General features: G+C 45.8%; 27 protein-coding genes and 1 pseudogene. 22 read left to right on the forward strand and 6 right to left on the reverse strand.

The window, feature by feature from the left end; genetic code table 11:
- The first annotated feature begins 3 nt into the window (after positions 1-3).
- The 4 genes from VF399_09050 to VF399_09065 all read left to right on the forward strand — a co-directional run bounded on the left by VF399_09050 (position 4) and on the right by VF399_09065 (position 5,081).
- Complete coding sequence (locus VF399_09050; protein ID HEX7320486.1) at positions 4-1,401, forward strand: PAS domain S-box protein; 1,398 nt, start codon at positions 4-6, stop codon at positions 1,399-1,401.
- Between the two features lie 142 nt (positions 1,402-1,543).
- Positions 1,544-3,466 carry a PEGA domain-containing protein gene (locus VF399_09055; protein HEX7320487.1) on the forward strand — a complete coding sequence of 641 codons (1,923 nt, stop codon included), beginning with the start codon at positions 1,544-1,546 and terminating at the stop codon, positions 3,464-3,466.
- A 69-nt stretch (positions 3,467-3,535) separates the two neighbouring features.
- On the forward strand, positions 3,536-4,612 hold the full coding sequence (locus VF399_09060) for a branched-chain amino acid aminotransferase (GenBank protein ID HEX7320488.1): 1,077 nt from the start codon (positions 3,536-3,538) through the stop codon (positions 4,610-4,612).
- 49 nt (positions 4,613-4,661) lie between these two features.
- Positions 4,662-5,081 carry an MgtC/SapB family protein gene (locus VF399_09065; GenBank protein HEX7320489.1) on the forward strand — a complete coding sequence of 140 codons (420 nt, stop codon included), beginning with the start codon at positions 4,662-4,664 and terminating at the stop codon, positions 5,079-5,081.
- A 68-nt stretch (positions 5,082-5,149) separates the two neighbouring features.
- On the opposite strand, the gene VF399_09070 is transcribed toward VF399_09065, so the two are convergent.
- On the reverse strand, positions 5,150-5,962 hold the full coding sequence (locus VF399_09070; protein ID HEX7320490.1) for a ZIP family metal transporter: 813 nt from the start codon (positions 5,960-5,962) through the stop codon (positions 5,150-5,152).
- 155 nt (positions 5,963-6,117) lie between these two features.
- Here VF399_09070 and VF399_09075 point away from each other — a divergent pair, with 155 nt between their 5' ends.
- The 5 genes from VF399_09075 (at position 6,118) to VF399_09095 (ending at position 10,403) form a co-directional block, all read left to right on the forward strand.
- The gene (locus VF399_09075; protein ID HEX7320491.1) at positions 6,118-6,963 is read left to right on the forward strand and encodes a thioredoxin family protein; all 846 of its coding nucleotides are present in this window, start codon (positions 6,118-6,120) and stop codon (positions 6,961-6,963) included.
- A gap of 16 nt (positions 6,964-6,979) precedes the next feature.
- Positions 6,980-8,032 carry an ACR3 family arsenite efflux transporter gene (arsB, locus tag VF399_09080; GenBank protein ID HEX7320492.1) on the forward strand — a complete coding sequence of 351 codons (1,053 nt, stop codon included), beginning with the start codon at positions 6,980-6,982 and terminating at the stop codon, positions 8,030-8,032.
- Between the two features lie 40 nt (positions 8,033-8,072).
- Positions 8,073-9,122 carry a permease gene (locus tag VF399_09085; protein HEX7320493.1) on the forward strand — a complete coding sequence of 350 codons (1,050 nt, stop codon included), beginning with the start codon at positions 8,073-8,075 and terminating at the stop codon, positions 9,120-9,122.
- Between the two features lie 81 nt (positions 9,123-9,203).
- Positions 9,204-9,560 carry a hypothetical protein gene (locus VF399_09090; protein HEX7320494.1) on the forward strand — a complete coding sequence of 119 codons (357 nt, stop codon included), beginning with the start codon at positions 9,204-9,206 and terminating at the stop codon, positions 9,558-9,560.
- Positions 9,561-9,677: 117 nt separating this feature from the next.
- The gene (locus VF399_09095) at positions 9,678-10,403 is read left to right on the forward strand and encodes a hypothetical protein (protein HEX7320495.1); all 726 of its coding nucleotides are present in this window, start codon (positions 9,678-9,680) and stop codon (positions 10,401-10,403) included.
- 132 nt (positions 10,404-10,535) lie between these two features.
- Here VF399_09095 and VF399_09100 read toward each other — a convergent pair whose 3' ends face one another.
- Positions 10,536-11,099 carry a flavin reductase family protein gene (locus VF399_09100; protein HEX7320496.1) on the reverse strand — a complete coding sequence of 188 codons (564 nt, stop codon included), beginning with the start codon at positions 11,097-11,099 and terminating at the stop codon, positions 10,536-10,538.
- Between the two features lie 377 nt (positions 11,100-11,476).
- Between VF399_09100 and VF399_09105 the strand changes: the two genes are divergently transcribed.
- The 3 genes from VF399_09105 to VF399_09115 all read left to right on the forward strand — a co-directional run bounded on the left by VF399_09105 (position 11,477) and on the right by VF399_09115 (position 13,155).
- The gene (locus VF399_09105) at positions 11,477-12,103 is read left to right on the forward strand and encodes a hypothetical protein (protein HEX7320497.1); all 627 of its coding nucleotides are present in this window, start codon (positions 11,477-11,479) and stop codon (positions 12,101-12,103) included.
- Between the two features lie 121 nt (positions 12,104-12,224).
- Positions 12,225-12,650, forward strand: coding sequence for a GNAT family N-acetyltransferase (locus VF399_09110; GenBank protein HEX7320498.1), 426 nt, complete (start codon positions 12,225-12,227; stop codon positions 12,648-12,650).
- 10 nt (positions 12,651-12,660) lie between these two features.
- Positions 12,661-13,155 carry an isoprenylcysteine carboxylmethyltransferase family protein gene (locus tag VF399_09115; GenBank protein HEX7320499.1) on the forward strand — a complete coding sequence of 165 codons (495 nt, stop codon included), beginning with the start codon at positions 12,661-12,663 and terminating at the stop codon, positions 13,153-13,155.
- Between the two features lie 134 nt (positions 13,156-13,289).
- On the opposite strand, the gene VF399_09120 is transcribed toward VF399_09115, so the two are convergent.
- The 4 genes from VF399_09120 to VF399_09135 form a co-directional block, all read right to left on the reverse strand.
- Positions 13,290-14,567 (reverse strand): YncE family protein, encoded by a 1,278-nt coding sequence (locus VF399_09120; GenBank protein ID HEX7320500.1) that lies wholly within the window; start codon positions 14,565-14,567, stop codon positions 13,290-13,292.
- Between the two features lie 139 nt (positions 14,568-14,706).
- Entirely contained in the window at positions 14,707-15,984 is a 1,278-nt protein-coding gene (locus tag VF399_09125) for a serpin family protein (GenBank protein HEX7320501.1), read from the reverse strand.
- Positions 15,985-16,079: 95 nt separating this feature from the next.
- Positions 16,080-17,321, reverse strand: coding sequence for a YncE family protein (locus VF399_09130; GenBank protein HEX7320502.1), 1,242 nt, complete (start codon positions 17,319-17,321; stop codon positions 16,080-16,082).
- A gap of 383 nt (positions 17,322-17,704) precedes the next feature.
- Positions 17,705-18,043 (reverse strand): hypothetical protein, encoded by a 339-nt coding sequence (locus tag VF399_09135; protein HEX7320503.1) that lies wholly within the window; start codon positions 18,041-18,043, stop codon positions 17,705-17,707.
- A 337-nt stretch (positions 18,044-18,380) separates the two neighbouring features.
- On the opposite strand from VF399_09135, the gene VF399_09140 reads away from it, so the two are divergent.
- From VF399_09140 to VF399_09185, 10 genes and pseudogenes are all read left to right on the forward strand, one after another.
- On the forward strand, positions 18,381-18,695 hold the full coding sequence (locus VF399_09140) for a nucleotidyltransferase family protein (protein HEX7320504.1): 315 nt from the start codon (positions 18,381-18,383) through the stop codon (positions 18,693-18,695).
- Positions 18,688-19,029: pseudogene (locus VF399_09145) on the forward strand (DUF86 domain-containing protein). The gene VF399_09140 and the pseudogene VF399_09145 overlap by 8 nt, the downstream one beginning before the upstream one ends.
- Positions 19,030-19,134: 105 nt before the next feature.
- The gene (locus tag VF399_09150) at positions 19,135-19,344 is read left to right on the forward strand and encodes a type II toxin-antitoxin system HicB family antitoxin (protein ID HEX7320505.1); all 210 of its coding nucleotides are present in this window, start codon (positions 19,135-19,137) and stop codon (positions 19,342-19,344) included.
- Positions 19,341-19,517 carry a type II toxin-antitoxin system HicA family toxin gene (locus tag VF399_09155; GenBank protein ID HEX7320506.1) on the forward strand — a complete coding sequence of 59 codons (177 nt, stop codon included), beginning with the start codon at positions 19,341-19,343 and terminating at the stop codon, positions 19,515-19,517. The genes VF399_09150 and VF399_09155 overlap by 4 nt, the downstream gene beginning before the upstream one ends.
- A gap of 914 nt (positions 19,518-20,431) precedes the next feature.
- A complete protein-coding gene (locus VF399_09160; protein ID HEX7320507.1) occupies positions 20,432-21,160 on the forward strand; it encodes an SPFH domain-containing protein in 729 nt (242 codons plus the stop codon).
- Between the two features lie 746 nt (positions 21,161-21,906).
- Complete coding sequence (locus tag VF399_09165) at positions 21,907-22,311, forward strand: hypothetical protein (GenBank protein HEX7320508.1); 405 nt, start codon at positions 21,907-21,909, stop codon at positions 22,309-22,311.
- Positions 22,289-22,738: a hypothetical protein gene (locus VF399_09170; protein ID HEX7320509.1), complete on the forward strand. Its 450-nt coding sequence runs from the start codon at positions 22,289-22,291 to the stop codon at positions 22,736-22,738. The genes VF399_09165 and VF399_09170 overlap by 23 nt, the downstream gene beginning before the upstream one ends.
- Positions 22,739-22,781: 43 nt before the next feature.
- Positions 22,782-23,270 carry a hypothetical protein gene (locus VF399_09175; GenBank protein ID HEX7320510.1) on the forward strand — a complete coding sequence of 163 codons (489 nt, stop codon included), beginning with the start codon at positions 22,782-22,784 and terminating at the stop codon, positions 23,268-23,270.
- Positions 23,271-23,697: 427 nt separating this feature from the next.
- Complete coding sequence (locus VF399_09180; GenBank protein ID HEX7320511.1) at positions 23,698-24,126, forward strand: CPBP family intramembrane glutamic endopeptidase; 429 nt, start codon at positions 23,698-23,700, stop codon at positions 24,124-24,126.
- Positions 24,123-24,707, forward strand: a complete 585-nt coding sequence (locus tag VF399_09185; GenBank protein ID HEX7320512.1) for a hypothetical protein — start codon at positions 24,123-24,125, stop codon at positions 24,705-24,707. The genes VF399_09180 and VF399_09185 overlap by 4 nt, the downstream gene beginning before the upstream one ends.
- Positions 24,708-24,797 lie beyond the last annotated feature (90 nt).

Consider the following 24,797-nt stretch of genomic DNA (forward strand, 5'->3'; position numbering starts at 1 on the left):
ATAATGGCCAGATCTGACGAACCTCTAAAAAAAGACGCTGCCGGCACCAGGCTCAGGTTTGAGCGCGATATCCAGAAGATCCGGGACGGCCTTGCTAAGGTTGCGGCCGGGGATTACTCGGCGAAGATCTCACTTTCCGGCGATGATCCGGATCTGACCGCGATCGCCGGCGCGCTGAATGACACTATCGCGAACATCAGGACCTCAACCGACTATTCCCGCGACGCGAACAAACACCTGGAATCAGTAAATAAAAAACTGAAGCGGATGTTCGACACCAGTGCCGATATCATCCTGCAGGTCAACAAGTACGGCACCGTGGTCGACATCAACAAAAGCGTCAAGAAAGTCCTCGGGTTCGACCCGGACGACCTGATCGGCAAGCATTTTGCGAAACTGGGGATATTGCCGGCTGCTATCATAGTCAACCTTACGCAGCGGTTCAGAACGGCGATCGTCACCGGCAAGGTCGAAGGCGTGATCGACCTCAAGGTCCAGAGCAAAGACGGAGATACACTATGCATGGAAGCCGGCATCACGCCGCTTCGGACCGGCGACGAAATCGACGGCGCGGTCGTGGTCATGCGCGATGTCACGGATCATGTCAGGGCGGACGAAGAAATGCGCCGGCAGAGGGAAAAACTGAGGGCCATCATCTCGTCGCTGGAAGACCTGATCTTCATCCTCGATAAAGACCTACATTTCATTGAATATTATCAATCTCCGGACATGCCCGACCTCGACATCTACGTTAAGCCCAAAGATTACATCGGGAAGACGATCAAGGATATCTTCCCGCGGTCGGTCGCCCAGGACCTTGAAAAAGTGGTCCGGAACTGCCTGAAAACCAAGAAAAGCCAGCAGTTTGACTATCCCTGGGATATCCTGGGCGCTACTTTATGGTTCAGTGCGCGCATAACTCCAATGCTGGATAAAAAGACAGAACCCTCTGGTGTTACGGTCCTGGTGCGGGACATCACCTCCCGGATAAAGACCGAAAAAGCACTGAAAGAGAGCGAGAAGAAGTATCGCAATATCTTCGAGAATTCCCCCCAGGGTTTCATCCTCCTGGACACTGAAGGCCACATTATCGATGTCAACAAAAAGATCTGCGACTGGCTCGGTTACAAGCGTGAGGAGATCCTGGGAAAAGACCATATGCTTTACCCCTTTCTCACCAAGGCCGGCAAGATAACCGCGATGAGGAAATTCGTTCAGCGGCTGACGGGCAAAGCGATACCGGCATATGAGCTCGAGTTCGTGACCAAAAGCGGCGAGATCTTCCTGGGCGAAGTGGTGGTCATGCAGATCAGGGATGACAACGATAAGGTCATCCAATTCCTGACCATGATCACCGACATCACATCCCGCCGCAATACCGATACAAAAAAGAGCGGTTAAGGATCAGAACGGATCCATTGGCCCCGGTTATCTCACGGTTTTTCTTGACCCTTGACATTCAAGCGTTTCATCGATATTATATAGTCCATTTCCGCTTGGCTGTGCGGTATGAAATCGTGACCTGATCAGGAGGATGAGGATTATGACCAATTGTCCGCAGTGTGGCAAGCCGATACCAGAGGGACGGGATACGTGCCCGACCTGCAGTGAAAAAACGGCGAACTTGAGCCCTGAGATCCAGGCAAAAATCCTTCTTTTAAAGAAAAAACTCGAACAGGAACCGGGCAGCGCCCGTCTTTTGATTGACCTTGGCGATCTCTACCAGAGATACGGGCTGATGCATGAAGCGGCGGCCCAATACGAAGAAGCGGTCCATGTGGACGCGAATAATTTCGACGCGCACACGAAAGCGGCGCATGTCTATTTCAAGCTCAAGGAGTTCGGCAAGGCCGAGAGCGCGTTCCGGGCATCTTTGCATGTCAATCCGAAATCGGTCGATTCACTGATCGGGCTTTTCCGTATTTATTATCTCCAGGACAAAACCGAGGAAGCGATCGTCATTGGAGAAAAGATCGTCCAGGTAAAACCGGATAACGTAGAGTTCCATCTGCTGCTAAAGAACATGTATATCCGCAAAGGGGATCAGGCTAAAGCGCTGCAGCAACTGCTGAAACTCGAATCCCTGACCCCCCAGAATGAACATATCATTAAAGAACTGGCACACCGGTATAAAGAAAGCAACAATATGCAGAAAGTCGTGGCGTATTACGACAAGTTGAAAAAGCTGAAAATAAATGACGTCGAGCTGGGAATAATGGTCTGCGACTATTATTTAAACGCGCACGATCACCCGAAAGCATCCGAGTGCCTGAACGGGCTGCTCGCCGCCGAAGACCTGACGCCGGCTCAGCATGTTAACGTGCTGGTCAGCCTTGCCGGTACGCACGCCGCTTCCGGAAATTACGCCGAAGCCCAGAAGATCCTGGACGAGCTGCGTCCGGGGCCTGATGAACAATTGGATGCCGAGGTCCAGAAAAAGATCGCCGCCATTTATTACCAGATAGGCCAGGCCGCGCTGCAGGACAAGAAACCGAAACAAGCCGTGACCTCCATGGAAAAGGCGACCCGGTACGACAAGGAAAAAGAAGAATACACCCAGACGTTGAGCACCGTTAAAGAAAAGACCACGGCAGCGGACCGGGAATCGATCAAAAAGATATCGCTGATCGCGCTTATCGTGGTTGCCGCGTGCGTGGTTATCGCGCTGCAATGGGTTTTCATGCGCAATAAGATCATCATCCAGGTAACGCCGGGCGACAGCACGGTGGTCTTTGTCGACGGCAAACTATTACCGGCGCCGGCGGACGGACAGGGCGCCGTGTCATCGCCGGTCCTGTTCATGGGGCGGCATAAGGTTGCGGTCGAAAAAAGCGGGTATGAAAAATGGGAGGGGACTGCGACCATCGGCTACGCCCGGCCGTCAAAACTAGCCGTGGAACTCATACCGATCTGCTTTGTCCTGCAGGTCGCGTCGATACCCGAAAGCGCCGATGTGGTGATCGATGGACACGTTGCCGGAAAAACGCCGTTCGTGGCCAATGATCTGCTGGTGCGGTCCCATACGATCGAACTGACTTACGACGGCTACGCGCCGTGGCGCGGGACGCTGTCCGTTAATAAGAAAGATTCCATAAAGCTGGGCACGATCCGCCTTAAAAATCTGACCGGGCGCTGGATTGGAAAGCTGGAGACCGAAGCGTACGCGCCCAATGCCGGGATCAACCTGGAAATGGCACAGACCGGAACTCAATTACGGATCAAGTACACTCATCAATCCATCGATGACCGCTTATATAAAGGTGATATAAAGGGCAGGATCAGCAACGGCGAATTCTTCGCGGCCGGCGAGGTAACAGTCACCTATACCGAACTCCTGCGCCGGACCCGGAGGAAAGTTATCGTGACATTACGGGGAACGGTCACGGACAGCTGGGACAAGATCGAAGGCATGCACCTTATCGACGGGCTCGGTGAACATGCGTACTGGATAAACCGGCGGCAATAGAAAACACATTCAGATTTTTTCTTATTTACTTTTTTACCTTTTTGCTTTCATAGAAAGGAGCACATCCCAATGCCGAGGAAGCTTAAGATAAAAATTAAGATGACCAAAAAACCGAAACCGAAACCGGATCAAAACAATCTTGGTTTCGGCAGGTTTTTCACTGATCATATGTTCATCATGGACTATCTTGGCGAAAAAGGCTGGCGTAAGCCGAGGATCGTGCCGTACGAGCCCATCAAACTAGACCCGGGCGCATCGGTCCTGCACTACGGTCAGGAAACATTCGAGGGATTAAAGGCTTACCGTTCGGGAGACGGTCGGATCCTGATATTCCGGCCACGGAAAAACATCGAGCGGCTCAACCGGTCAAATGAACGCATGTGCATTCCGGAGATCGATCCTGATTTTGAGCTGGAGGCGCTGAAGGCGCTGATCAAGCTTGAAAAGGACTGGATCCCGACGGCTCCGGGCACGGCACTGTACATCCGGCCGTTCGTGATCGCGGCCGAACCATTTCTCGGCGTAAGGGCTGCCAAAACATATTATTTTATCATCATCCTGTCGCCGGTGGGGTCGTACTACCCGCAAGGGATCAATCCCATAAGGATCTACGTGGAATCCAAGTACGTCCGCGCCGTTAAAGGCGGGACCGGCTATGCCAAGGCCGGCGGTAATTACGCAGCCGGTCTCAAGGCCCAGCAGGAAGCCGCCCAAAAGGGTTATGTCCAGGTGCTCTGGCTGGACGGGATCGAACACAAATATATCGAGGAAGTCGGCGCCATGAACGTTTTTTTCAAGATCAAAGGCAAGGTCGTGACCCCTCCCCTTGAAGGAACGATCCTGCCCGGCGTGACCAGGGATTCCATCATCCAAATTTTGAAACAGGAAGAGATCGACATCGCGGAACGGAGGATTTCCATCCAGGAGCTTTCCGAGGCGTATGAAAAGGGAGAGCTTGAAGAAGCTTTTGGCACGGGCACGGCCGCGGTGATCTCCCCCATCGGCGAATTAAACTGGCAGGACCGGAACATGGTCATCAACAACAACAAGATCGGACCGCTGTCCCAAAAACTGTACGACACCATCACGGGCATTCAGACCGGCAGGATCAAGGATCCCTACGGCTGGATCGTCGAGGTCACCTGATCACGAAAACAACCGGATCCGTCAAAACCCTGAATTCTCCTGATCGACAATGGATCTGAAAACATACCTGATTCGATTCGCGATTTCAATACTGGTGGGCGGTTTGATAGGTTTGGAGCGCGAGCTTGACCGCAAACCCGCGGGTTTGCGCACCATGATCCTTGTCTGCCTCGGCTCCACGGTCTTCATGCTCATCGCTCTGGAGCTCAAACCGCTCGATTCTGACCTCGGCAAGATAGTTGCCGGTGTCATAACCGGCATCGGATTCATCGGCGCCGGCGCCATTATCCGCGCTGGTGGCGATGTACACGGGCTCACGACCGCGGCCACGATCTGGCTCGTTAGCGGCTTAGGCGTCGCCATCGGCGGGGGATACTACATGCTGGCATTGATCGCCGCCGTGCTTGCGCTGGTGGTTTTAAGGCTGCTGGTATTTGTCGAGCGCGCGCTGACAAAAGACAGAAATTAGAAAGTAGTATGTAGTACGTAGAAGGAAAACCAAAATCCCCCATTCCCTCTTTTGTAAAGGGGGATTAGTTACCCGAAAGACACTTCGAGCACCATCATTAAGGCAAACCCGAGCATCCCTCCGATCGTCGCCAAATCAGAATTGCCGCAGCGCTGCGCGCCGGGGATGATCTCCTCGATAACGATAAAGATCATGGCACCGGCGGCAAAACCCAGCGCATAGGGGATCAACGCCTGTACCAGCACGATTATCGCGGCGCCGATCACGGCTGCCACTGGTTCAACAATCGCCGATAATTGACCATAAAAGAAGCTTCTGAACCTCGATACCCCTTCATGGCGCAACGGCATTGAAACAGCCAGGCCTTCAGGCATGTTTTGGATCCCGATGCCGATCGCCAGCCATATTGCCGAAGCCAAACTGGCGCTCTGAAATCCAGCCGCGGCGGCGCCAAAGGCAACGCCGATCGTAAGCCCTTCGGGGATATTGTGCATGGTTATTGCCAGGATAAGAAGCGTGTTCCTTTGCCATGGTGTCTTGATGCCTTCCACCTTATCCGGCGGACAGCTAGGATTGAGGTGGGGCAGGATCTTGTCAAGCAGCCACAGAAAAAAACCACCCAATAAAAAACCGATGGTCACGGGCAGCCAGGCCGGTAAATTTTTGCCTCTCCCCAGCTCTATGGCCGGAGCCAGCATTGACCAGTAACTGACCGCGATCATGATGCCGCCGGCAAAACCGAGCATCGCGTCAAGAAGTTTTTGGTCTACTTTTTTCACCATAAAAACGGTGGCGGCACCAACCGCGGTCATTAACCAGGTAAAGATCGTCGCCACCAGACTCTGAACTACGGGATTGAGACCAATGAAATAATCCGCCATGACTTTATAATACGCAAAAACCTTAAGAGGTCAACAACATTTTACTTACTCCTGTTTTCAACAATTTGCCTGATCGACTGCCAGGAGTTTACAGGTTTTACCACCTTGACATATGAGTATATTTAGATATTATCATATACTTTCAAGGAGATAAAATGAAAAAAACGATGCTGTATTTGTTGATCATGATGTTCTTTTCCTGCTCTCAGGCTCAAGTGATCGCCGAAGTAAATGACAAGAAACTTTCGTTGAATTATTTGAAGCAGGAATTAAAGAAACTGCCTGAAAACGTAAGCAAAAACTATGCGAATGATTGCCCGGGTTTTTTAGAGGAGCTGATCACCAAAGAGGTTTTATTGCAGGAAGCAAAACGCTTGAAGATCGACACAATTGCCGGTGTAAAAGAGCGCATCAAACCGGACAAAAATAACAAAGACAATATTCTCATCGAAATGCTGTTAAAAACCGAGGTAATGCCAAAAGTCCAGGTTAGCGAAGAAGAGATGCAGAAGTTTTACAAGGATAATATAGGACAGATGCAGGGATTGTCTTATGAACAGATGAAACCGCAGATCCAGTCGTTTTTTTTACAGCAGAAGCAGCAGGATGCAGTCGGATTGTATGTCGATAACCTCTGTAATAGCGCAAAGATATCCCGCAATGAAAAATGGCTTAAGCAGGAAGAGTCGAAAATAAAGAATCCGATCAATGAAGCGCTGAAAAATAAGTTGCCTTCAATGGTTGATTTTGGCGCGGGAACATGCATGCCCTGCATCCAGATGAAGCCGATCATCGAGGAGTTGCAGAAAGAATTAAAAAATAAAGCGAATATCCTTTTGATCGATGTTAATGAACAGCAGGTCCTGACCCGAAAATACAAGATCATGTTGATACCGACCCAGATCTTCTTTGACGCGACCGGCGTTGAGATCTACCGGCACGTGGGGTTCTTTCCCAAAGACAGTATTTTAGTAAATCTTAAAAATGCCGGGTTAAATTAGAATAAGGAAGAAAACTGTGGCGACACCAAAAAAATTACCCTTATTGGACAGGCTGCTGACCGTCTGGATCTTTGCGGCCATGGCCGGAGGTGTCGCCATAGGTTTTTTCTCGCCGCAGATCACGCAGTTTGTCGCGGGGATGAAAGTGGGTACCACATCCATCCCTATTGCCGTCGGTTTGATCCTGATGATGTATCCACCCCTGGCAAAGGTGAGATACGAAGAGATCGGCAGGGTTTTCAAGGACACGAAGGTCCTTGCTCTTTCCCTGGTCCAGAACTGGATAATCGGACCCGTGCTGATGTTCCTGCTGGCGATACTTTTTCTCAACAAGTACCCGCATTTCATGTTCGGCGTGATCCTTATTGGCCTCGCCCGCTGCATTGCCATGGTCATTGTCTGGAATGAGCTTGCCGGCGGCGACAGCGAATACTGCGCGGCATTGGTCGGTCTCAACTCTTTTTTCCAGGTTTTCTTCTACTCGGTCTACGCGTATATATTCATCACCTTCCTGCCCACCTGGCTGGGAGTAACCAAAGGCATCGCGGTCAATGTCACGATCCTTGAAATTGCCCGGAGTGTTTTTATCTACCTTGGGATTCCCTTTATCGCCGGCATGATCACTCGGTTTTCATTGGTGAAGATCAAAGGCAAACAATGGTACGAAGAAAAATTTATCCCCAGGATCAGTCCCATAACCCTGGTCGCCCTGCTCTTCACCATCATAATCATGTTTTCCCTGAAAGGTGAATACATCGTGCGGCTTCCGTTGGACGTGGTCAGGGTGGCGATCCCGTTGCTAATATATTTCCTGCTGATGTTCTTTATCAGCTTTTTCCTTTCTTACAAGGCGGGCGTGAATTATGCCAAAACAACCACGCTTTCCTTTACGGCCGCCAGCAATAATTTCGAGCTGGCGATCGCCGTGGCGGTCGGCGTCTTCGGTATCGATTCCGGCGAGGCATTTGCCGCGGTCATCGGGCCGTTGCTTGAAGTCCCCGTCCTGATAAGTCTGGTAAACGTTGCCCTATTCCTTAAGAAAAAGTTGTTTGAAAAAGTTACCGCATGACATGATCTACTTCTGGAGACATTCTTGATAGGAGCCTAAAATGCCCTTCATATTATTGCTTCTCAAAGGCGGGGTCGCAACTCTAGAGGACTATCTTCTGGCGCATCTCCCCTTTGTCATCCCGGCTTTCTTCATGGCGGGTGCACTGTATGCGCTTTTCCCTAAAGAAAAAATTTTGCGTTTTCTTGGTCCGAATTCACCCAAGTATATCGCCTACCCGATGTCGATCGCGGCTGGATTATGCCTGGCAGTCTGCTCCTGCACGGTCCTTCCCCTCTTTGCCGGAATCCGCAAGAGCGGAGCCGGGCTTGGCCCGGCGATGGTCTTTCTATATACTGCGCCCGCGACCAATTTCCTCGCCATCATCTATACATCCAGCCTTATTGGTGCCGATGTCGCCATCGCCCGGATCATTCTGTCGGTCGGTTTTGCCGTAGTGATCGGTCTGAGCATGGCGGCGTTATTTCCCGATAAAACATCCGGCGAATCATCAACGCAAGGATTAGTCTCGAGTGAAAGCGCAAAAACGCCAAAATGGCTCTGGGTATTCTTTATTCTGCTACTCGCTATTCTGGTCTGGGGGGCTTCGCCGGCGATAAAGGTTCTCGAAGTGAAACTGACCGGCCTTATGGTCCTTTTGATAGCATTTCTGCTGGTAGCAAGGCGGGCGTTGAACCGGGAGGCTCTGCGGAGTTGGCTCCTGGAAACATGGTTTTTTGTTCGCACCATCGTACCGCTGCTCCTGATCGGGGTCTTTGTCGCGGGCCTGCTCCGGGTTGTCATACCGGCTAATTTCGTCAAGCAGTATTTCGGAAGCACGACAGTCAGCGCCACACTGGGCGCCGTTCTCTTCGGCGTAGTTGCCTACTTCCCGACCCTTGTCGAAGTACCCATGGCGCGCATGTTCCTCGATATCGGCGTCGGACGGGGACCATTATTAGCTTACCTGCTCGCTGATCCGGTGATCTCTCTGCCCAGCATTCTGGTCGTCCGCCAGATGATCGGCACCAAACGGCTACTGTGGTATATCCTCATCATCACCATCTGCTGCACAGCCGCGGGATTGATCTATGGGTTGGTGGCAAAATAAATGGACTCAGATGGAAAAAATAAATTTTTTGTTATATTGACTAACAGCCGTATACTCATATAATAAAAACCGGTACCAAACATGCAGTTAAAAATTAAGGGCGGGATTTTAGCCACGATCGGATACTTGCTATCGCCGCTGTCGTGGTGGAACGATATCATCGTCAACATTCCCCTCGCTTACGCGTTCGCGTACCCGTTCGGGTTGATCTCCAGAAATCTGTTTCCGCCGGCGATGGTGTTCGGCTATTGGCTAACGAACATTACCGGGTTCCTGCTTTTGCATTATGGGGTCAGGGACATGATCGCCAAGGAGAAAAAGCCGCGGCGTAAAGGATGGCTCTTCAAAGATATCGCCATTTCGCTCCTGTACACCGCAATCGTGATAATATTAGTGAGCCTGGGCTGGCTCAAATTTCCCCTCGAGTATTTCAAGTAGCATGGAACTTAAATTCCCCACTCCCCCTTATTTAAAGTGAAAAAACCAAATCCCCCATTCCCCCTTTTACAAAGGGGGATACATGGGGATTATAATATAGTACGTAATACAAAGATCGTGAATTATTTGCAGAAGCGAATTGAACTCTTTATCTGCGGCCTGTGTTTTTTATTATTGATCATCAACGTTTGCTCAAAGAAAGACGGCCGGGCAAAAATCGACGAGCCATATCTGCCGCGCCATATCAAGAGAGAATCAGCATGGATCCTTCAGGAAAAGATCAACGAACTGAGCGACAAAGCGCGCTCTGGAAAATACCGGGAATTCAGCGCGGCCGACCGGGCTGTGTTGTGGCTGGGGTTCAGATCATTGGTCGCGGGAGGATACGCGCAAGGATACGTTGGAGCCGCGACCGTGCTCGACCACTACCTGTCCGCGAGCGGTAAAGATCTGGCAGTGGATCCGGTTTATTTCCAGAAATCGCCCGTCATAGTAAAAGTGCTTGATCGACATTATAAGAAGATAACCCTGACGCCGAATTCCGCCAGGCAGACAGTGATCCCGATTAATCCGGTAGATTATGGCTGGCTGGACACTAACATGAGATACATGATGAACCCGTTCAGCCTGATCATAAAAGATTCTTTGGCAGAAGGTAAGATCGCAGGCATGTACTGGATCGAGTGCCGCATCGAATTTTATAAAAATGCCCGGACTTATTTCTTCCTGGCGGGCGATACTATCGTGTTCCCGGATAACCTGGGCGTCGCCCTGGAATCCCTGGGCATGGGCAAACCGTTCAATTTAACGTCGGCCTGGCAGGAAACGCGGGATTTAAAATAAGGAATCCAGTTTTTTGTTCTGGACTCCTGTTGGAATTTATCCCGTACTGCGATACGGGACAGGAGTGACAAGAACAATTTGTTGTCATTCGTTTTTATTTGTTAATAACATAATTACACGGTTACATAATAACTAAAGCTTCTTACGTACATCGGAAGAAGCGTACACCGCCACGATCTCGCCAAAATAGACAGTATGAAAATCGCCCTTTGGATAGTACGAGGAAATGATACTTGAAGCAAGTTTGTCTTTGAGGACGTTGTTTTTGTGCACCACCTTGCATTCGTAGTGGATCACGCACTGCTCGATGACGGGTGATTTCACCTTCTTGCCCGGCACGGCTACCAGCCCCTTTTCCTTGAACTTGTCATGGTTCCGTCCGGATGCGCTGCCGCAGAAAGCCACGATATCGGAGAGTTTGGCCGGCGGAACGTTCACCGTGAAATCATCTGCCTGCTCCATCAACCCGTGCGTATAGCGGGATGGCCGCACCAGGACGATGAATATGGGCTTGCCCCATATCACGCCGATGGTACCCCAGCCGATGGCCATGGTATTGGGCTTTCCCGCCTTATCAACAGATACCAGCAGCAGACCGTCGCCGTGCAATATCTCAAGCGTTTCTTTCAAGTAGTCGGTATAATGTGCTTTTATTTTTGACATAGTATTTTTTTTCTTTGGCTTTGATCTTTTCATTTTATTCTCCCCGGGTAAAGTCATTTATGTTTCCAATCATACGCAAAAACCTCACGAGGTCAAGCAGCCCTTATGTGTTATTGCGAGTCTTTATTTGTATTTGTCATGCCTGCCCCATATCCTTGCACGGGGTATACCCCAGCAGGAATCCAAATCCCCCACTCCCCCTTTTCTAAAGGGGGATAAAGGGGGATTATGTTGTCATTCCGTGTTTACTAACAGCCCTGAGGTAAACGAAGGGACACGAAATCCAGTCTTTTTATTCTTCGAGTAAACGTAGAGAGTCGAGAAGTATCCTTCAAACGTTAATAACGAAACCAACGATATTAACGGTCAAAGCGTCCTTGACTTCTCGTTGTATGCCATTATAATGCTCCATGGATGACTTTGTCATGGTCCTTGGGATCGTCGGTATTGTTCTGCTCGCGCTGGGTATTATCGTTATCATTCAGGCCCTGATCGCTGTTTTCAAAAAACGCACGGATGCAAAGGGCTTTTTGATTTCCCTCTTGATCTTCCTTATTACGGTTGGTTTCGGAGTTGCGTTCACGGCGATCGCCATGTTCGTGTATACTTTTGCCCGGTTTTCCCACGAAGAAAAGATCGGATACGTATTTGCCGAGGAACACGGCGACACGATCGCGATGACCTTTTTCAACGTAAAAGAGGATAAGAGCCACTTTTTCAAACTCACCGGCGATCAGTGGATGATCGAGGGTTATATCCTGCGGTGGAAGACCGGCCTCAGGTGGCTTGGGGCTGAATCATATTATTGCATCACAAGGTTTGAGGGACGCGATGTCGAGGGTTCAGGATCAGGTGCGGTTTGTTCAAACATATACCAGATCGCGAATGAGACCGGCTTTTGGCGTTATATGCTAAAAAACTGCGAGAAAATACCCTTTGTCGATGCCGCGTACGGCATCGCCGCGTTCCAGTATCCAAGCCCGGACCCGTACGATCTTTATGTAAACGACACTGGTTTTATCATCAAGAAAAAATAATCCATTCCCGCCATTCCCGTCATTCCCGTGTAAACGGGAATCCAGCAACCTCTTATATCATGATCAATTGTCAAATATTGACTAGTAGGGCATAAATATTATACTGTTAAGGAGAATGCTTATGATAAAATACGCAGTTAGAGGTAAAATTGACGCGCGGGAATTGGATTGTTTCTTTCAAAGCTGGAAATCGCCGCCATGTTTAAAGATCGGGCGCAAATTGCTGAAAGGTTCTGATCTGATAATAACCGCGAGGGGAAACGGTCATCTGGTTGGTTTTCTTACGGCGGTAAGCGACAAAGCCATGATCGCGCTGATCAGCCTGGTCGAAGTACTGGAATCGCATCAGGGAAAAGGAATAGGCAGGCGCCTAATGGAACTGGCAATATCACACTATAAGAATTTTTATCAGATCGTGCTCATAACGGATCCTGATAAAGGACGATTTTATGAAAAGCTCGGATTTACCGAGATCCATGGCATGCAGATCCAGAATTTTGCGTATGGTAAAACAATAAGAAAGCAATCCGGGAAGAGCGGTAAATAAAAACACGCGCATGATCAGTCTCTTATCGATCATCGGCAAACCGACCATCCATCCTTTTTTATTTTTCAGCGGCAAAATATCCGGATACTTGGCCTGGATTCTGTTTTTGCTGATAATCTTCAATGTCGAGATCATAGGGAAGCAGTACGACAACATTCTGATCAATATTCTATCATTCGTTATTTTGTCGGCAGGCCTTGCATTTATCGTGCTGAGCAATGTAAATTTGGGGCGTTCAAACAGGCTGGGATTGCCCGAAGATAATGATAATACCGCCCTCAAGACCGGCGGCATCTACCGGATCAGCCGCAACCCGATGTACGTTGGTTTTAACCTGCTCACTCTTTCCTCAATAATATATTCCGCGAATATATTGATCGCAATTCCGGGCGTATACAGCATTTTCATCTATCATCTGATAATATTGGGTGAAGAAAAGTTTCTTAAAGCGCGCTTCGGCGCGTCATACGCGGATTACAAGAAAAAAGTCAGAAGGTACGTATAAAATTCTCCCCTGATTGCCTGCCTGAGGTTTTTTGGCATAATAAGGCGGTAATTTAAGAAAAAGTAATTGAATTTTGCTGTCAATCGCAGGGGGCAGGCGTTAACCGTTAACCATATTATATTCAATATAATCTTCTATCTAACCTTCACCATTTTTTGTTTTAACGAACCATCGACCTCAACAAAATAAACGCCCGGCTTAAGCTGGTCAGGGATTACTACCCGGCCCGTGATATCGAAGACGCGGCAGGTTTTGCCTTTGGGAAGCTGCAGGGGGCCGCTAACGATGGTTGAGCCAAAACAGGATTTTGAAACACGCCGTGCTTCACCTTCGATAATTCCAGTAATATCCCGAAGCACCGAAACGCTTGCACTATTATAATTAGCCACATAAGTCCGATTTTGCAGAGGATTATAGGTAAGGGCTTCTGGCTGTTCTTCCACCGCGATGGTCGTGATCACGCTGTCCCCAGCACCATCGATCACGGTCACATTATCGCTTTGCCCATTTGCGCAGTAGATCTTGTTATTGGTCGGGTTATAGATAAGATCGACAGGCGTATTCCCCGTGGAAATGGTCGTAATCGCGCTGTCCGTGACGCAGTCGATCACGGTCACACTATAGCCACCATAATTTGCGCAGTATACCTTGTTATTGGTCGGGTTATGGATAAGGACCCACGGTCCGCTTCCTACAGCTATGATTGCGATCACACTGTCCGTGGCGCCGTCGATCACGGTTACATTATCGCTTATTGAATTACTACAGTAGACTTTGTTATTGGTTGGGTTGTAGAGCAGACATTCCGGTTGATTTCCTACAGTAATGTTCGCGATCACGCTGTCTGTGGCACCGTCGATCACGGTTACGTTATCGCTTTGCCCATTTGCGCAGTAGACTTCGTTATTGGTAGGATTGTGGACCATTTCCCAAGGTTCATTCCCTACGGCAACTATAGACATAACCGTGTCCGCGATACAATCGATCACTGTCACACTGTCAATAAAAAAAGATGAGCAGTAGATTTTGTTGTTGGTCGGATTAAATATCATAGCCCATCCCCAATATACCCCGCCAATGGTCTTGATCACGCTGTCCGTTGCACAATCGATCACAGCCACAGTCATGTCAGCGGTACCGCAGTAGATCTTGTTATTAGTAGTATTATAGACCAATGCATACGGCTGCCATCCGACGCTTATGGTCGTGATTACATTATTGGCAGCACCGTCAATTACGGTTACACTAGTGTTATCATAATTAGCGCAGTAGATCTTGTTATTGGTCGGGTTATAAGCCAGGGCCCAGGGACCAGCTCCCACGGGGATATTCGTCTCGAGCCACTGACCGCTTGCCATCGCAGTAAGTAAGAGCCCAAAAACCATACAGATACATAACCTAGATTTGTTCATTGCTGCCTCCTTATTTCCGGGGTTAATCCGTCCCCCGTTGAGATCCCATACTAATCCTTAATAAATTATACTACCATCTTAGTTAATTGTCAAGAGAATGGCGTTTTTTGCCGATAAATCGTTACAATTTCATCAATGATTATAGGCTGGGATCGCTGACCTTGCCTAAGAATAGTATATTACCCGTATTCCGTTGCTGGACAGCAAAGATGAATGGATGGTCGGCACGGAATACCGGGATCCTTGGCATCGCGGAATCGATCCCCATGATCACGGCGGTCGCGGCCGCGGCTTCGGTACCTTCCTCGTTCACTTCGATGAACGCTTTATGGATCACGTTCTGAATAAGAAGAAATTTCGTGCCGTCCATTCCGGAGAAGTCGGCAAGCTCCGTGTCAAATGCCGAAGGCATGCCCATTTCGGTCAGAGCATCAACCATAAAATACTGTGTCTCGAACTTGAATTTTGGGATGTAGACATCCACCCTTCTTTCGCTGACCATGCCCTTCCATTCCGACCACTTTTCCGAAGTAATGGACCTTTCGATTTCCTCCAATTTATCTTCTTTTGGCAGGAGCATCACCATGGACAGGTCTTCGCCCTCGTACGCCATTTCCAGCATCTGGATCTCCTCGGTCTCGCCATAATAGAATTCCGCGTCCACGCCGGTCAGCCTCATCATCGGGACCTTCACGTTTTCACCGGCACCGGTTCTAAAATCTTCATCTCTGGTTTCTTTTTTGTCAAATTGCTTCGCCCACGTTCCCTTGAAATATATCGCATTCGTCAATACCAGTCTGGTGTAAGCATCAAGGACGCCGGGCGGGATCAGGTCTTTGATCTTTTTATTGGTCTGGTCTTCAACCCAGGTGTTGATCGTTTGGCGGGATTTTTCGCCCTGCTTGACGAAATCCAGGTTGGTGACCTTTCCGCCGTAAAATTTTTCGACCGCATTCGTATATCCATCAAGGAACTTATAGTCTTTTTGCGCCCACAGGGCGTTTGCCGTTGAGAGTTTGTATTTTTTGTCTTTGCCGTTTATTTCGTTTATTATTTTCGCGAAATTAGATCTCCTTAGATTCGCGTCTTCGGGGATGTGAAAAACCGTTCGCATTTCCTCCGCGGTCTGTCCTCTCGCGCCTTCATAAGTCATGGTCAGAGCGACCACGATGCTGTATGGCGAAAAGAAGATATTTTCAGCCTTTGATCCGGATCTTTCGTTGAATTTTGTATAAAGCTCAAAGGCGAACCGGTTATTGGCATTCACGACCGTGCTGACGCCTTCGGGAGTCGAACCGGTATCGTCGACGCTTGTGTCTTTTGCCGCGCAGGAATTAATGCTGCCGGAGATGATAATGATGAATAGGGATGAACCGATGATCCTGGCAAGATCATGAACAGGGAAAAACGTCTTCATAACAACCTCCTTCGTTTATATATACTACAATGAATAATATATTATATTCCTTTTTCGGCGGTTTGAATTCCAGATCATTTTTTGGATCTTGATCGTTAGTTCCCGATCACCGATACGGTATTGTCATACTCGTTTGCCACAAAAACGTACTTTCCATTGGGCATCACGGCTATATTGACAGGCCATTCGCCGACAGTTATCGTATCGACAATGGCATTGTCCGACGTACGGATCACCAATACGCTATTGCTCCAATAATTTGTTGTATAAACGTATTTGCCGTCTGGTAAAGCCGCAACGCTTGAATGAAACCCATAGGCCGAGATCGTATCGACGATCGTGTTGTCCGATGTGCGTATGACCGTTAAGCCCGAGAGATCTGCGGCATAAACATATTCACTGTTTGGCAGCGCTGCAATACCCCAGGGAACTTTTCCCACTTCAATTGTTTTAATGATGGTGTCTTCGGAACACTGAATAACTTCTACCGTCTCAAAAAAGTCATTAGTAACATAAGCATAGTTGCCATTGGGCAATACGGTTATTCCAAAATCCATACCCTCGATGTTATCGATTACCTTTACAACCGTGTTATCCGATGTGCGAATGACCGCGATATTCGAATAACATACAACATAAATAAATTCGCCATTGGGCAGCGGCGCCAGGCATGAAGCGCCGGGTACCGGTATCGTATCCACAATCGCATTATCTGAAGTGCGCATCACCATTACAGCGTTATTTCCCGCGATATAGACATATCGGTCGTTTGGTAATGCTGCTATATTACCTGGATTATCGCCTGAGGGGAACGTGCCCATAACTGTATGGTCCCAGGTACTCAGCACCGAGACACTGTTATCTCCGCTATTAGTTACATAGGCATAATAATTATCAGGCAACACCACGATACCATACGGATTATTTCCAACCGGGATAATCGCCACAACCCTGTATGGGTAGTCATGCGTTATGCCGATTTTGACTGGATGGGGATTCGACCAGTAGTTAGATGTATCAGCGCCGTCTTTTGCCAGCGCCTTAATAAGGAAAATTCCCGTATCCGCGAACGAATGCGTAAATGTTACCGTAGATCCGCTGGGTAAAAAATCAGACCATTCAGAAAAAGAACCATCGCCCCAGGAAAAACGGATGGCAATATCATCGTTGTCAGGATCGATCGTCCATGATGAAAAATCAAAAGGAACATTTATGGCACCGCTGTCAACGCCGGCGGGCATTTCTGGTGCGACCGGCGGATTGTTGCGGCTGCAGCAAACGTAAATTAAAATGACAGTTAGCGGAATTAAAACTATTGATTGAAGTCTTTTTTTCATTCATCCCTCTGGATACAGTTCTTCTTTGTTACAATATTAATTGATTTTTTTGGGAAGTCAACAGCTGCAGCAATGGTGTTAATTCTTCAAGCTTCAATTGGAAAGAATACATGAGGCGGAAAAGACAGCGCCTGATGCGCTAATTTTCTTTTGAATTGATCTTTTTGATTGTTTTCCTTACCGCGAAAAACATTATTATGCAGGATGTCATAAATCCCGCAGTAAAAATTATTATCATCCACAATGGAAGATAAGCTATCTTTGAGTAAAAAACTATCGCTATGACAATGCCTAAAAAGATAACAACAGGCGCCAATAGCATGCCGATAACTTCAAATTTAAAAAGATTCATGTCTTTATTTTATATTCTTTCCTCAGTCGTGTCAATGACCGCCGACAACGGTGTAACCTTCTGCCCGTAACCGGCGGGCCAATCCGGCTTCGGCGATCACTGCCTCGTCGTAGGTCAGCGGGTTAAGCCCTTCGTACAGCTCCGGCATCAGCCTTATGCCGTATTTTTTGGCGAACCGGCTGGCCTTGTGGCCGGTTAGATGATTTATCAGCCTTGCGCCGGGATCGAGCCCGGTCATCCCCACGTAAATGCAGGGCTTTTTCGGATCCCGGGCCGGGTTTAAAACTTTTACTTTTTTAATATTTTTGACCTTGTCATCCAGGAGGATGACGTAAACGTGGTAGTGGATCGCCCTGTTTTTTTTCATCATAACCAAAACCTTGACCTCAATAGTGAGCATAATAAAATTGCGGCGCCTGTCAATGCTATACCACACATTCCAAACCGTTTATGCATAAATAAACGACACGGATTGTGCGCAGGTCGCTTTTTGCGCAAGGGGTAGACAATGTCAAAAACTAACATACAATGTTTTATTATAACAACTTATGCGGTTAGCCGACCGGTTTAGTCCAGGAATAGTGTACTATATGCTTTCGACTATAGTCGAAACTTATTGACAAAAGTATCGATTTGGATCTTATGTGTATCGCAAATTTACCTGAAGCTGTGCTTGACTTTTGATACTACTTAGATACTATCTTTGTATGAAAGCATTAAGAAAGAGTGCAACGTCCAAACGAATACTGTCTTATTTACGGAGTGACCTGCTTTTTGTCCGCGCTCGCTTTGGAGTGCTTAAAATAGCGCTGTTTGGTTCTTATGCTGCCGGCAGACAGAAACGATCGAGCGATATCGATATTTTGGTTCAATTCAAAGCCAGCGCAAAAACATTCGACAATTACATGGACCTGAAATTCTATCTCGAGGATAAATTCAACAGCCCGGTCGACCTGGTAATAAAAGAGTCACTGCGCCGGGAATTAAAACCGAACATCCTTGCTCAAGCGCTCTATGTCTAAAAGAATAACGCATTTTTTCCTGAAGGATATAGTAGCCAGCGCGGAAAAGATCCAACAATACACGATATCCATGACATTCAAGGAATTCTTGCAGAATCAGCTGGTGATCGATGGCGTGGTTCGTAACCTTGAAATAATCGGCGAAGCGGCAAAGCACATTTCGACCGAGATCAGAAAGCAGTATCCCGATATCGAATAGCGGAAAATTTCCGGTTTGCGCGATATTCTAATCCACGAATATTTTGGCATTGACATGCAGGTCCTATGGGATATTGTAAAAAACAAAATTCCAAAGCTATCCAAAGATCTAAAGAAAACATCATCTAAAAAATAAAGGAACACACGGCGGACAGCCCGCAAGCAATATGAATTCTGGTAAGCGGTTGACACATATGATTTTTGGATTATAATAATGCGGGCAGCACGAAAGGAGCGCTGAATGAAAAGGAATTTTACTTTAGAATACTGGCACGACGATGAATGGTTCGTCGGCAGATTAAAGGAAGTTCCCGGCGTGTTCAGCCAAGGCAAGTCTCTGTACGAATTGGAACAAAACATCCGCGACGCATATAAAATGATGCAGGAGTCGGAAAAGCCGCCCCGACTGTCAGCCAAAACGCATAAAAGAGAACTGACCATAAACGTGTGAAACGGCACGAACTGCTCAAATATCTCGTAAAATCCGGATGTGTCCTTTACCGCCACGGGAAAAAGCATGATCTTTATCTAAATCCCCGAAATGGCAGAAGAGCGCCGATTCCAAGGCATGTTGAGATCAGCAACACCCTTTGTACGCTAATAAAGAAACAACTTGGCGTTTAGCCATCAACATATTATTCAAGGTTGTGATTTGCGTCGATAGACAGAACCAGATCAAGGCACTCTGATTGCGATTAGTAATATCCACGGCATGAGCCGCTATCACTGCGCTGGGGTATAACGGTGTCGTGGGTTCCAGGGCTTCCAACTCTCCTCCTCCTCTCCCTTGAAGGCAACGTGGAAAAAAATCTTTTACAATCACTGGTGTCCCTTTTGGGGAGAGGATAAAGGTGAGGGTGTAAATAAAACTTTTTGGATATAAGGGGGATGTGCCCCCTTAAAAGGATATAGCAACGGATTTCCGGCACGTCCTGAAGTTTTGTTGAGGGATAACGAAGCCGGACGGCGCATTAAGAAATCCGAAAATGCCGCAAACGCTGATCTGAGTGCGCTCGGCGCCGAGTTGCTGATTTCTTGCCATTTGAAGGAATACCGCTAAAATCCGTCAGTTCTTGCCCTTAAAAGGAGCAAGGATGGACCTTAAGGAATTGGCTAAACACTAATCCCCCTTTTTAACTTGATCTGCGTGAATTTATCTGTGCAAGATGTTATCCTCTTGAAATGTCAGAAATTATGCTTATAATTTCTATCAAGGAAATTGCTGTAGTAAAAATGGAAAAAACATGTTTACGATGAAACGCAGAATTCATAACCGCCACCTGTATAATGATGTTGGGGCTTATCGTAAAATACAGGGTATCGCGGGGGTAAGCCCCAGGGGTTCGACTCCCCTCATGTCCTGGTCGACAAAACAAGAAGAGAAAAGAGGAGACATATGCATAACTGCATAGCCGGAGATAGTGTTTGCAAAACAGGGGATACCGTAAACCCATTGGGTTTACTTAACTTGTTTTCCCGCTATTTTTGGTTTTTCTCCTCTTTTTCTCTTCTTGTTCTAACGAACAATGGAGGTAACTATGTGTTTTAGAAAAAAAATATCCCTAAGACCAAGTAACGTTGGTTATCTATACAAAAAGAATAAACAGGTTGAAAAAATGACACCCGGGATATACAAGCACTGGGATTGGTTAAATAATCTCGATTATGTTTGCATTCCAACCACGAGTCGATTATTATCCGTAGTTAATCAGGAAGTACTGACAAAAGACAACATTGCCTTTCGGTTTTCTTATGTAATTCAATATTCCATTGCAGATACGGATAAGTTTATAACGAAGTTCGATATCCTGGCAAGAAATTTTGATGCTTTTTCTTGTGCGGACAACGTCGTGCACGAATTATCCCAGGTACAGATAAGAAAAGAAATAGCCCAATTGAATGCGGAAGAAGTCAATGAAAAACGCAGCGAGCTCATGAATGCAGTGCCGGAAGATCTGTCAAAAGAACTGGACAAATACGGTATCGTCATCGAAATGGAATTATTGAAAGATATCACGTTCCCCAAGATGATTCAGGATCTTTTTGCCAAGCAACTGGAGGCGAAAATAAGATCAAAAGCCGATCTTGAAAATGCCCGCACTGCAGTCGCAACAGCCCGGGCGCTCAAAAATGCCTCGACCCTTATGGAAAATGATGCCAACATAAAATTCATTCAGTTCTTAGAGACGATTACCAAGATCGCGGCCAGCGGTAAACACACCTTTATGATCGGTGATTCGCTAATAAATCCCGGGAAAGATAAATAATATTCATAGAAACATATGGCGGACAGCTTGTAAGTGTTGCATTTTGCCACACTATCTTACGTGATTTCGGATGATTTTCAAAAAACACAGTTCACAAGTCACCATTTTGCTGCTTTAGTGTTGCATTTCACCCCCATTTTCATACGACATATCGCTACATTGACTAGCCCGGGAATATAAATATAATGAATTGCAAGAAGCGTCTATAGCTTTTATCCCGCGCTCTTTATGCGGGGTTTTTGTTTAATCCCGTTGTCGTTTTGCGGGACAATCGGATAGAGCAACGGATTTCTAATTATAAAAATGCCATTTCAACATCTTCCGATAAATCATCCCAAACCTCAAAGATGCAGTCCAGATCGTCATTTACGCCATTATGCCTATTAGTGGGAATTACGCCTAGTGGTGCGGATTTTGACTGATTCACCGCACAAATATAGCACAAAATTGGGGTCGGCTTAAAAACCGACCCCAATTAATCGATACGGATTCCATCATTGACAATAAAATAAATCGGCAGTATAATTAATGGAGGTGAGTGATATAAAGATGTTAAAAGGCGGAAAGATCATAGAAATAGAATAGGAGGAAATATCATTCGAAACGCAACTGGTTGGACCCTCATTTTTATTGGTCCTATTATCATTGTATCAGCCGTCTCTATTGCTATTATAAATCATCCTTCTTTAAACCTTGGTGTTATTTTTATTGTAGGTTTTATTTTATCATTAGCTGGTGGTCCAGTAATGGCTACTAATATTAACAGCATTAATACAAATTCCATACTATTAAAACAAGGATCCTTTTTTTCCAAGAAATATAATATAATTATTAATAATATTGAGGAAATTATCATTAGTTATGCTTTCACGCGAGGCTGGCCAATGATTCGCATGTCAATAAAATGGAAGAAACATTCGAGCCACATGAACAACAATATATCGCGATTTTATGTTTATTTTTGGCAAAATAAGCAAATCATAGGCAAAAGTTGGATCTTTGAGATTCTGAACCGTTTATCAGAGAAGTGTGATGTATATTTAGAGGGTTGGTGGTTCTTTTTTCAGAAGAAAAATAGAAGAAAATGGACTCCTGTTGATACATGGATACCTGAGGAAATGCGAGATGATGGAAAAAAAGAGCTCACCTAACATGCGATCGGATTGGAAAATAATCGTGGTCCCCCTTATGCTGATTCTTTTGTCCTGTGGTATCAATAAGAAAGATATTATAGCGACTCTTGATATGATTCCACTTTGTGATCATTTACAGTTTCCTTTTATTCATAAAGGGATGACTGAAGATGTTGTAATAAATCTTTACGGTAGGCCGCGGCTTGAATATTACTTTGATTCTACTGGAGCTTTGAAACTAAAGGATAATGTGACAGGTAAGGAAGGAGAAGTGCAAAAAGATCCTGCTACCAAAAAATATAAAATTCAGATTGAAAGTTATGATGAATCACCATATCCGATCAGTTACAAAATAATTGTTTATTGGGGTAGCTGGGACGCAATTGCTTATGTTTACATAGATCACAAGGGTAAAGTAGAAAGAACTTTTGTAGGTGGCAGCTAAAAGAATGCAATCGGATTGGAAAAGCAATAAAAAAGAATAAAACATGGATACTGGAGCCATTGTAGCACTTGTTTTCCTGGGTGTTATTGTTGTTATAGTCACAATACACTTTTCTCAATCATATATAAATGTTGAGATAGATGCTATCACCAGCGAATATTTAACATTTACATATGGCATTTTTAAACATCTACAGCAAAAAGTAATGGCATCAGATATTAAGGAGATTATTATCTTGTATGGCAGTTTCGGATATATTGATGTCATAATAAAAAGAAAGCCCATGCCAGATAGGCGTAAAAGAAAATCTATTAGATTTGGTCTTCGCTATTCTATTTTTAAAAACACCGATGCGATATTTCAAAATCCTTTCATAAAATGGTTTTTTCATGGAAGAAGTGGGGCATGGGAAATGCAGATCGCCTATGAATTATCAGCGGTAGGTGATATCTATCTCCGAGAATGGGGTCGTTTCTGGGAGAAACCCAAAAAGATGTCTCGTGAAAAATTAAAGGAATTAGCGGATAAATAACATGCGATCGGATTGTAGTAAACCAGTAGAAGCAAATCAAATTTCACATAAACTATTTCCAGGAGTTGTACAAGCTATGCGGATAATGTTTACATCATTTATCGTGTTTATTCCAACCACACTACTCATTGGTCTTATGTTTTCGCTCATTAATATTAGATCAATTAGTTATTTATCAACACATATATCGTCTGTAATTGCGGATTTAATAGTAATGTTTTATTTCTATAAACGATTCATTAGGCTGCCAATCACCGAAGCATTCTTTTTAAATCGGTTTACTACCAGAATTTTAATTCCTATACTCGTGACAACATTGGGCTTAAGCATTATTCTCTCTGATATCGACAATTTATTTCGACTTATACTTCCTATGCCAAAATTCATACAGGATTTTTTCTTACAATACTTTTACACGCGACAAAATATGATTATAAAAATTATCGCTTCGGTAATTTTTGCACCAATAACCGAGGAATTGATGTTTCGTGGTATGATCCTTCATGGTTTTCTTGGCCGATATCGCCAAATCAACGCTATTATCCTTTCAAGCCTGCTTTTTGCTGTATTGCACGTGCTCCCCTGGCAGATGATTGGTGCGTTTGTTTTCGGTTGTTTTTCTGGTTGGATCCTAACAAAAACTCACTCCCTTTATCCATGCATTATCGCTCACGCATTTGCTAACTTAATTCCACGAATTGTCATTTTAAGCAAAATTGAGATACCTGGATTCTCATCTACGTACGCCATTCCGCAGAATGTTTTTCAACCACTATGGTTTGATATATGTGGAATTCTATTGGTCATTTTAGGAATCATGATTCTCCGTCGGATTCTTAGTAATAAAGATATATGAAATGTAAATTATGTGAAAATGACATGCAGTTATGTAAAAGCCACATAATACCGGAACTCTTTTATAAAAAATTATATGATTCTAAACATCGTGCTGTAGGAATCCATTCTGAGGGGTATATTGAGATTATTCAAAAAGGAATACGAGAGCGTCTTTTATGTAAAAAATGTGAAGGGTATATATCAAAAAAAATTGAAACTCCATTTGAAAAACAATGGAAGACAGTATTGCCGAAGTCCTATTCATATGATATATTAGAGCTATCCGGGTTGAATTATACTGTCACTAAATTGATGGTTTTAACGAATTTATGGCGTGCTCATTGTTCAAAATTGGAAATATATGAATCCGTTAAACTTGGACCATATGCTGAAAAAATCAAAAAAATGATTACTGAATTAAATCCGGGTGATGAATCCAAATTTCCTATGTGGGGACAGTTGGTTGTAGACAAAGATAATAAAGTACATGCAGATATAATTACTCCTTATACACAATCAAAATTACATGGAAACCATATGTACTATGCTATCGCACTGCTCCCCTCTATTCTGGACATAAAGGGACTTGATATATGTTAGTCATTTTAACCTGCAAAGCAAGATTCACCTTGTGCATCTCATAGATTTCATGAGGGGTCCGATAGCCCAAGCTTTGATGGACCCGTTCGT

The sequence above is a fragment of the bacterium genome (assembly GCA_036382775.1).
GTDB lineage: Bacteria > Hydrothermota > Tepidihabitantia > SM23-42 > JAOAFX01 > DASVHD01.

Coding starts and splice junctions, on each gene's coding strand:
- VF399_09050 (HEX7320486.1), top strand. CDS start 4: ATGGCCAGATCTGACGAACCTCTAAAAAAAGACGCTGCCGGCACCAGG.
- VF399_09060 (HEX7320488.1), top strand. CDS start 3,536: ATGCCGAGGAAGCTTAAGATAAAAATTAAGATGACCAAAAAACCGAAA.
- VF399_09140 (HEX7320504.1), top strand. CDS start 18,381: ATGAAAGCATTAAGAAAGAGTGCAACGTCCAAACGAATACTGTCTTAT.
- VF399_09085 (HEX7320493.1), top strand. CDS start 8,073: ATGCCCTTCATATTATTGCTTCTCAAAGGCGGGGTCGCAACTCTAGAG.
- VF399_09110 (HEX7320498.1), top strand. CDS start 12,225: ATGATAAAATACGCAGTTAGAGGTAAAATTGACGCGCGGGAATTGGAT.
- VF399_09170 (HEX7320509.1), top strand. CDS start 22,289: ATGGAAAAAAAGAGCTCACCTAACATGCGATCGGATTGGAAAATAATC.
- VF399_09160 (HEX7320507.1), top strand. CDS start 20,432: ATGTGTTTTAGAAAAAAAATATCCCTAAGACCAAGTAACGTTGGTTAT.
- VF399_09150 (HEX7320505.1), top strand. CDS start 19,135: ATGAAAAGGAATTTTACTTTAGAATACTGGCACGACGATGAATGGTTC.
- VF399_09135 (HEX7320503.1), bottom strand. CDS start 18,043: ATGATGAAAAAAAACAGGGCGATCCACTACCACGTTTACGTCATCCTC.
- VF399_09185 (HEX7320512.1), top strand. CDS start 24,123: ATGAAATGTAAATTATGTGAAAATGACATGCAGTTATGTAAAAGCCAC.
- VF399_09130 (HEX7320502.1), bottom strand. CDS start 17,321: ATGAAAAAAAGACTTCAATCAATAGTTTTAATTCCGCTAACTGTCATT.
- VF399_09165 (HEX7320508.1), top strand. CDS start 21,907: ATGGCTACTAATATTAACAGCATTAATACAAATTCCATACTATTAAAA.
- VF399_09070 (HEX7320490.1), bottom strand. CDS start 5,962: ATGGCGGATTATTTCATTGGTCTCAATCCCGTAGTTCAGAGTCTGGTG.
- VF399_09180 (HEX7320511.1), top strand. CDS start 23,698: ATGATTATAAAAATTATCGCTTCGGTAATTTTTGCACCAATAACCGAG.
- VF399_09100 (HEX7320496.1), bottom strand. CDS start 11,099: ATGAAAAGATCAAAGCCAAAGAAAAAAAATACTATGTCAAAAATAAAA.
- VF399_09175 (HEX7320510.1), top strand. CDS start 22,782: ATGGATACTGGAGCCATTGTAGCACTTGTTTTCCTGGGTGTTATTGTT.
- VF399_09125 (HEX7320501.1), bottom strand. CDS start 15,984: ATGAAGACGTTTTTCCCTGTTCATGATCTTGCCAGGATCATCGGTTCA.
- VF399_09120 (HEX7320500.1), bottom strand. CDS start 14,567: ATGAACAAATCTAGGTTATGTATCTGTATGGTTTTTGGGCTCTTACTT.
- VF399_09115 (HEX7320499.1), top strand. CDS start 12,661: ATGATCAGTCTCTTATCGATCATCGGCAAACCGACCATCCATCCTTTT.
- VF399_09075 (HEX7320491.1), top strand. CDS start 6,118: ATGAAAAAAACGATGCTGTATTTGTTGATCATGATGTTCTTTTCCTGC.
- VF399_09090 (HEX7320494.1), top strand. CDS start 9,204: ATGCAGTTAAAAATTAAGGGCGGGATTTTAGCCACGATCGGATACTTG.
- VF399_09055 (HEX7320487.1), top strand. CDS start 1,544: ATGACCAATTGTCCGCAGTGTGGCAAGCCGATACCAGAGGGACGGGAT.
- VF399_09065 (HEX7320489.1), top strand. CDS start 4,662: ATGGATCTGAAAACATACCTGATTCGATTCGCGATTTCAATACTGGTG.
- VF399_09105 (HEX7320497.1), top strand. CDS start 11,477: ATGGATGACTTTGTCATGGTCCTTGGGATCGTCGGTATTGTTCTGCTC.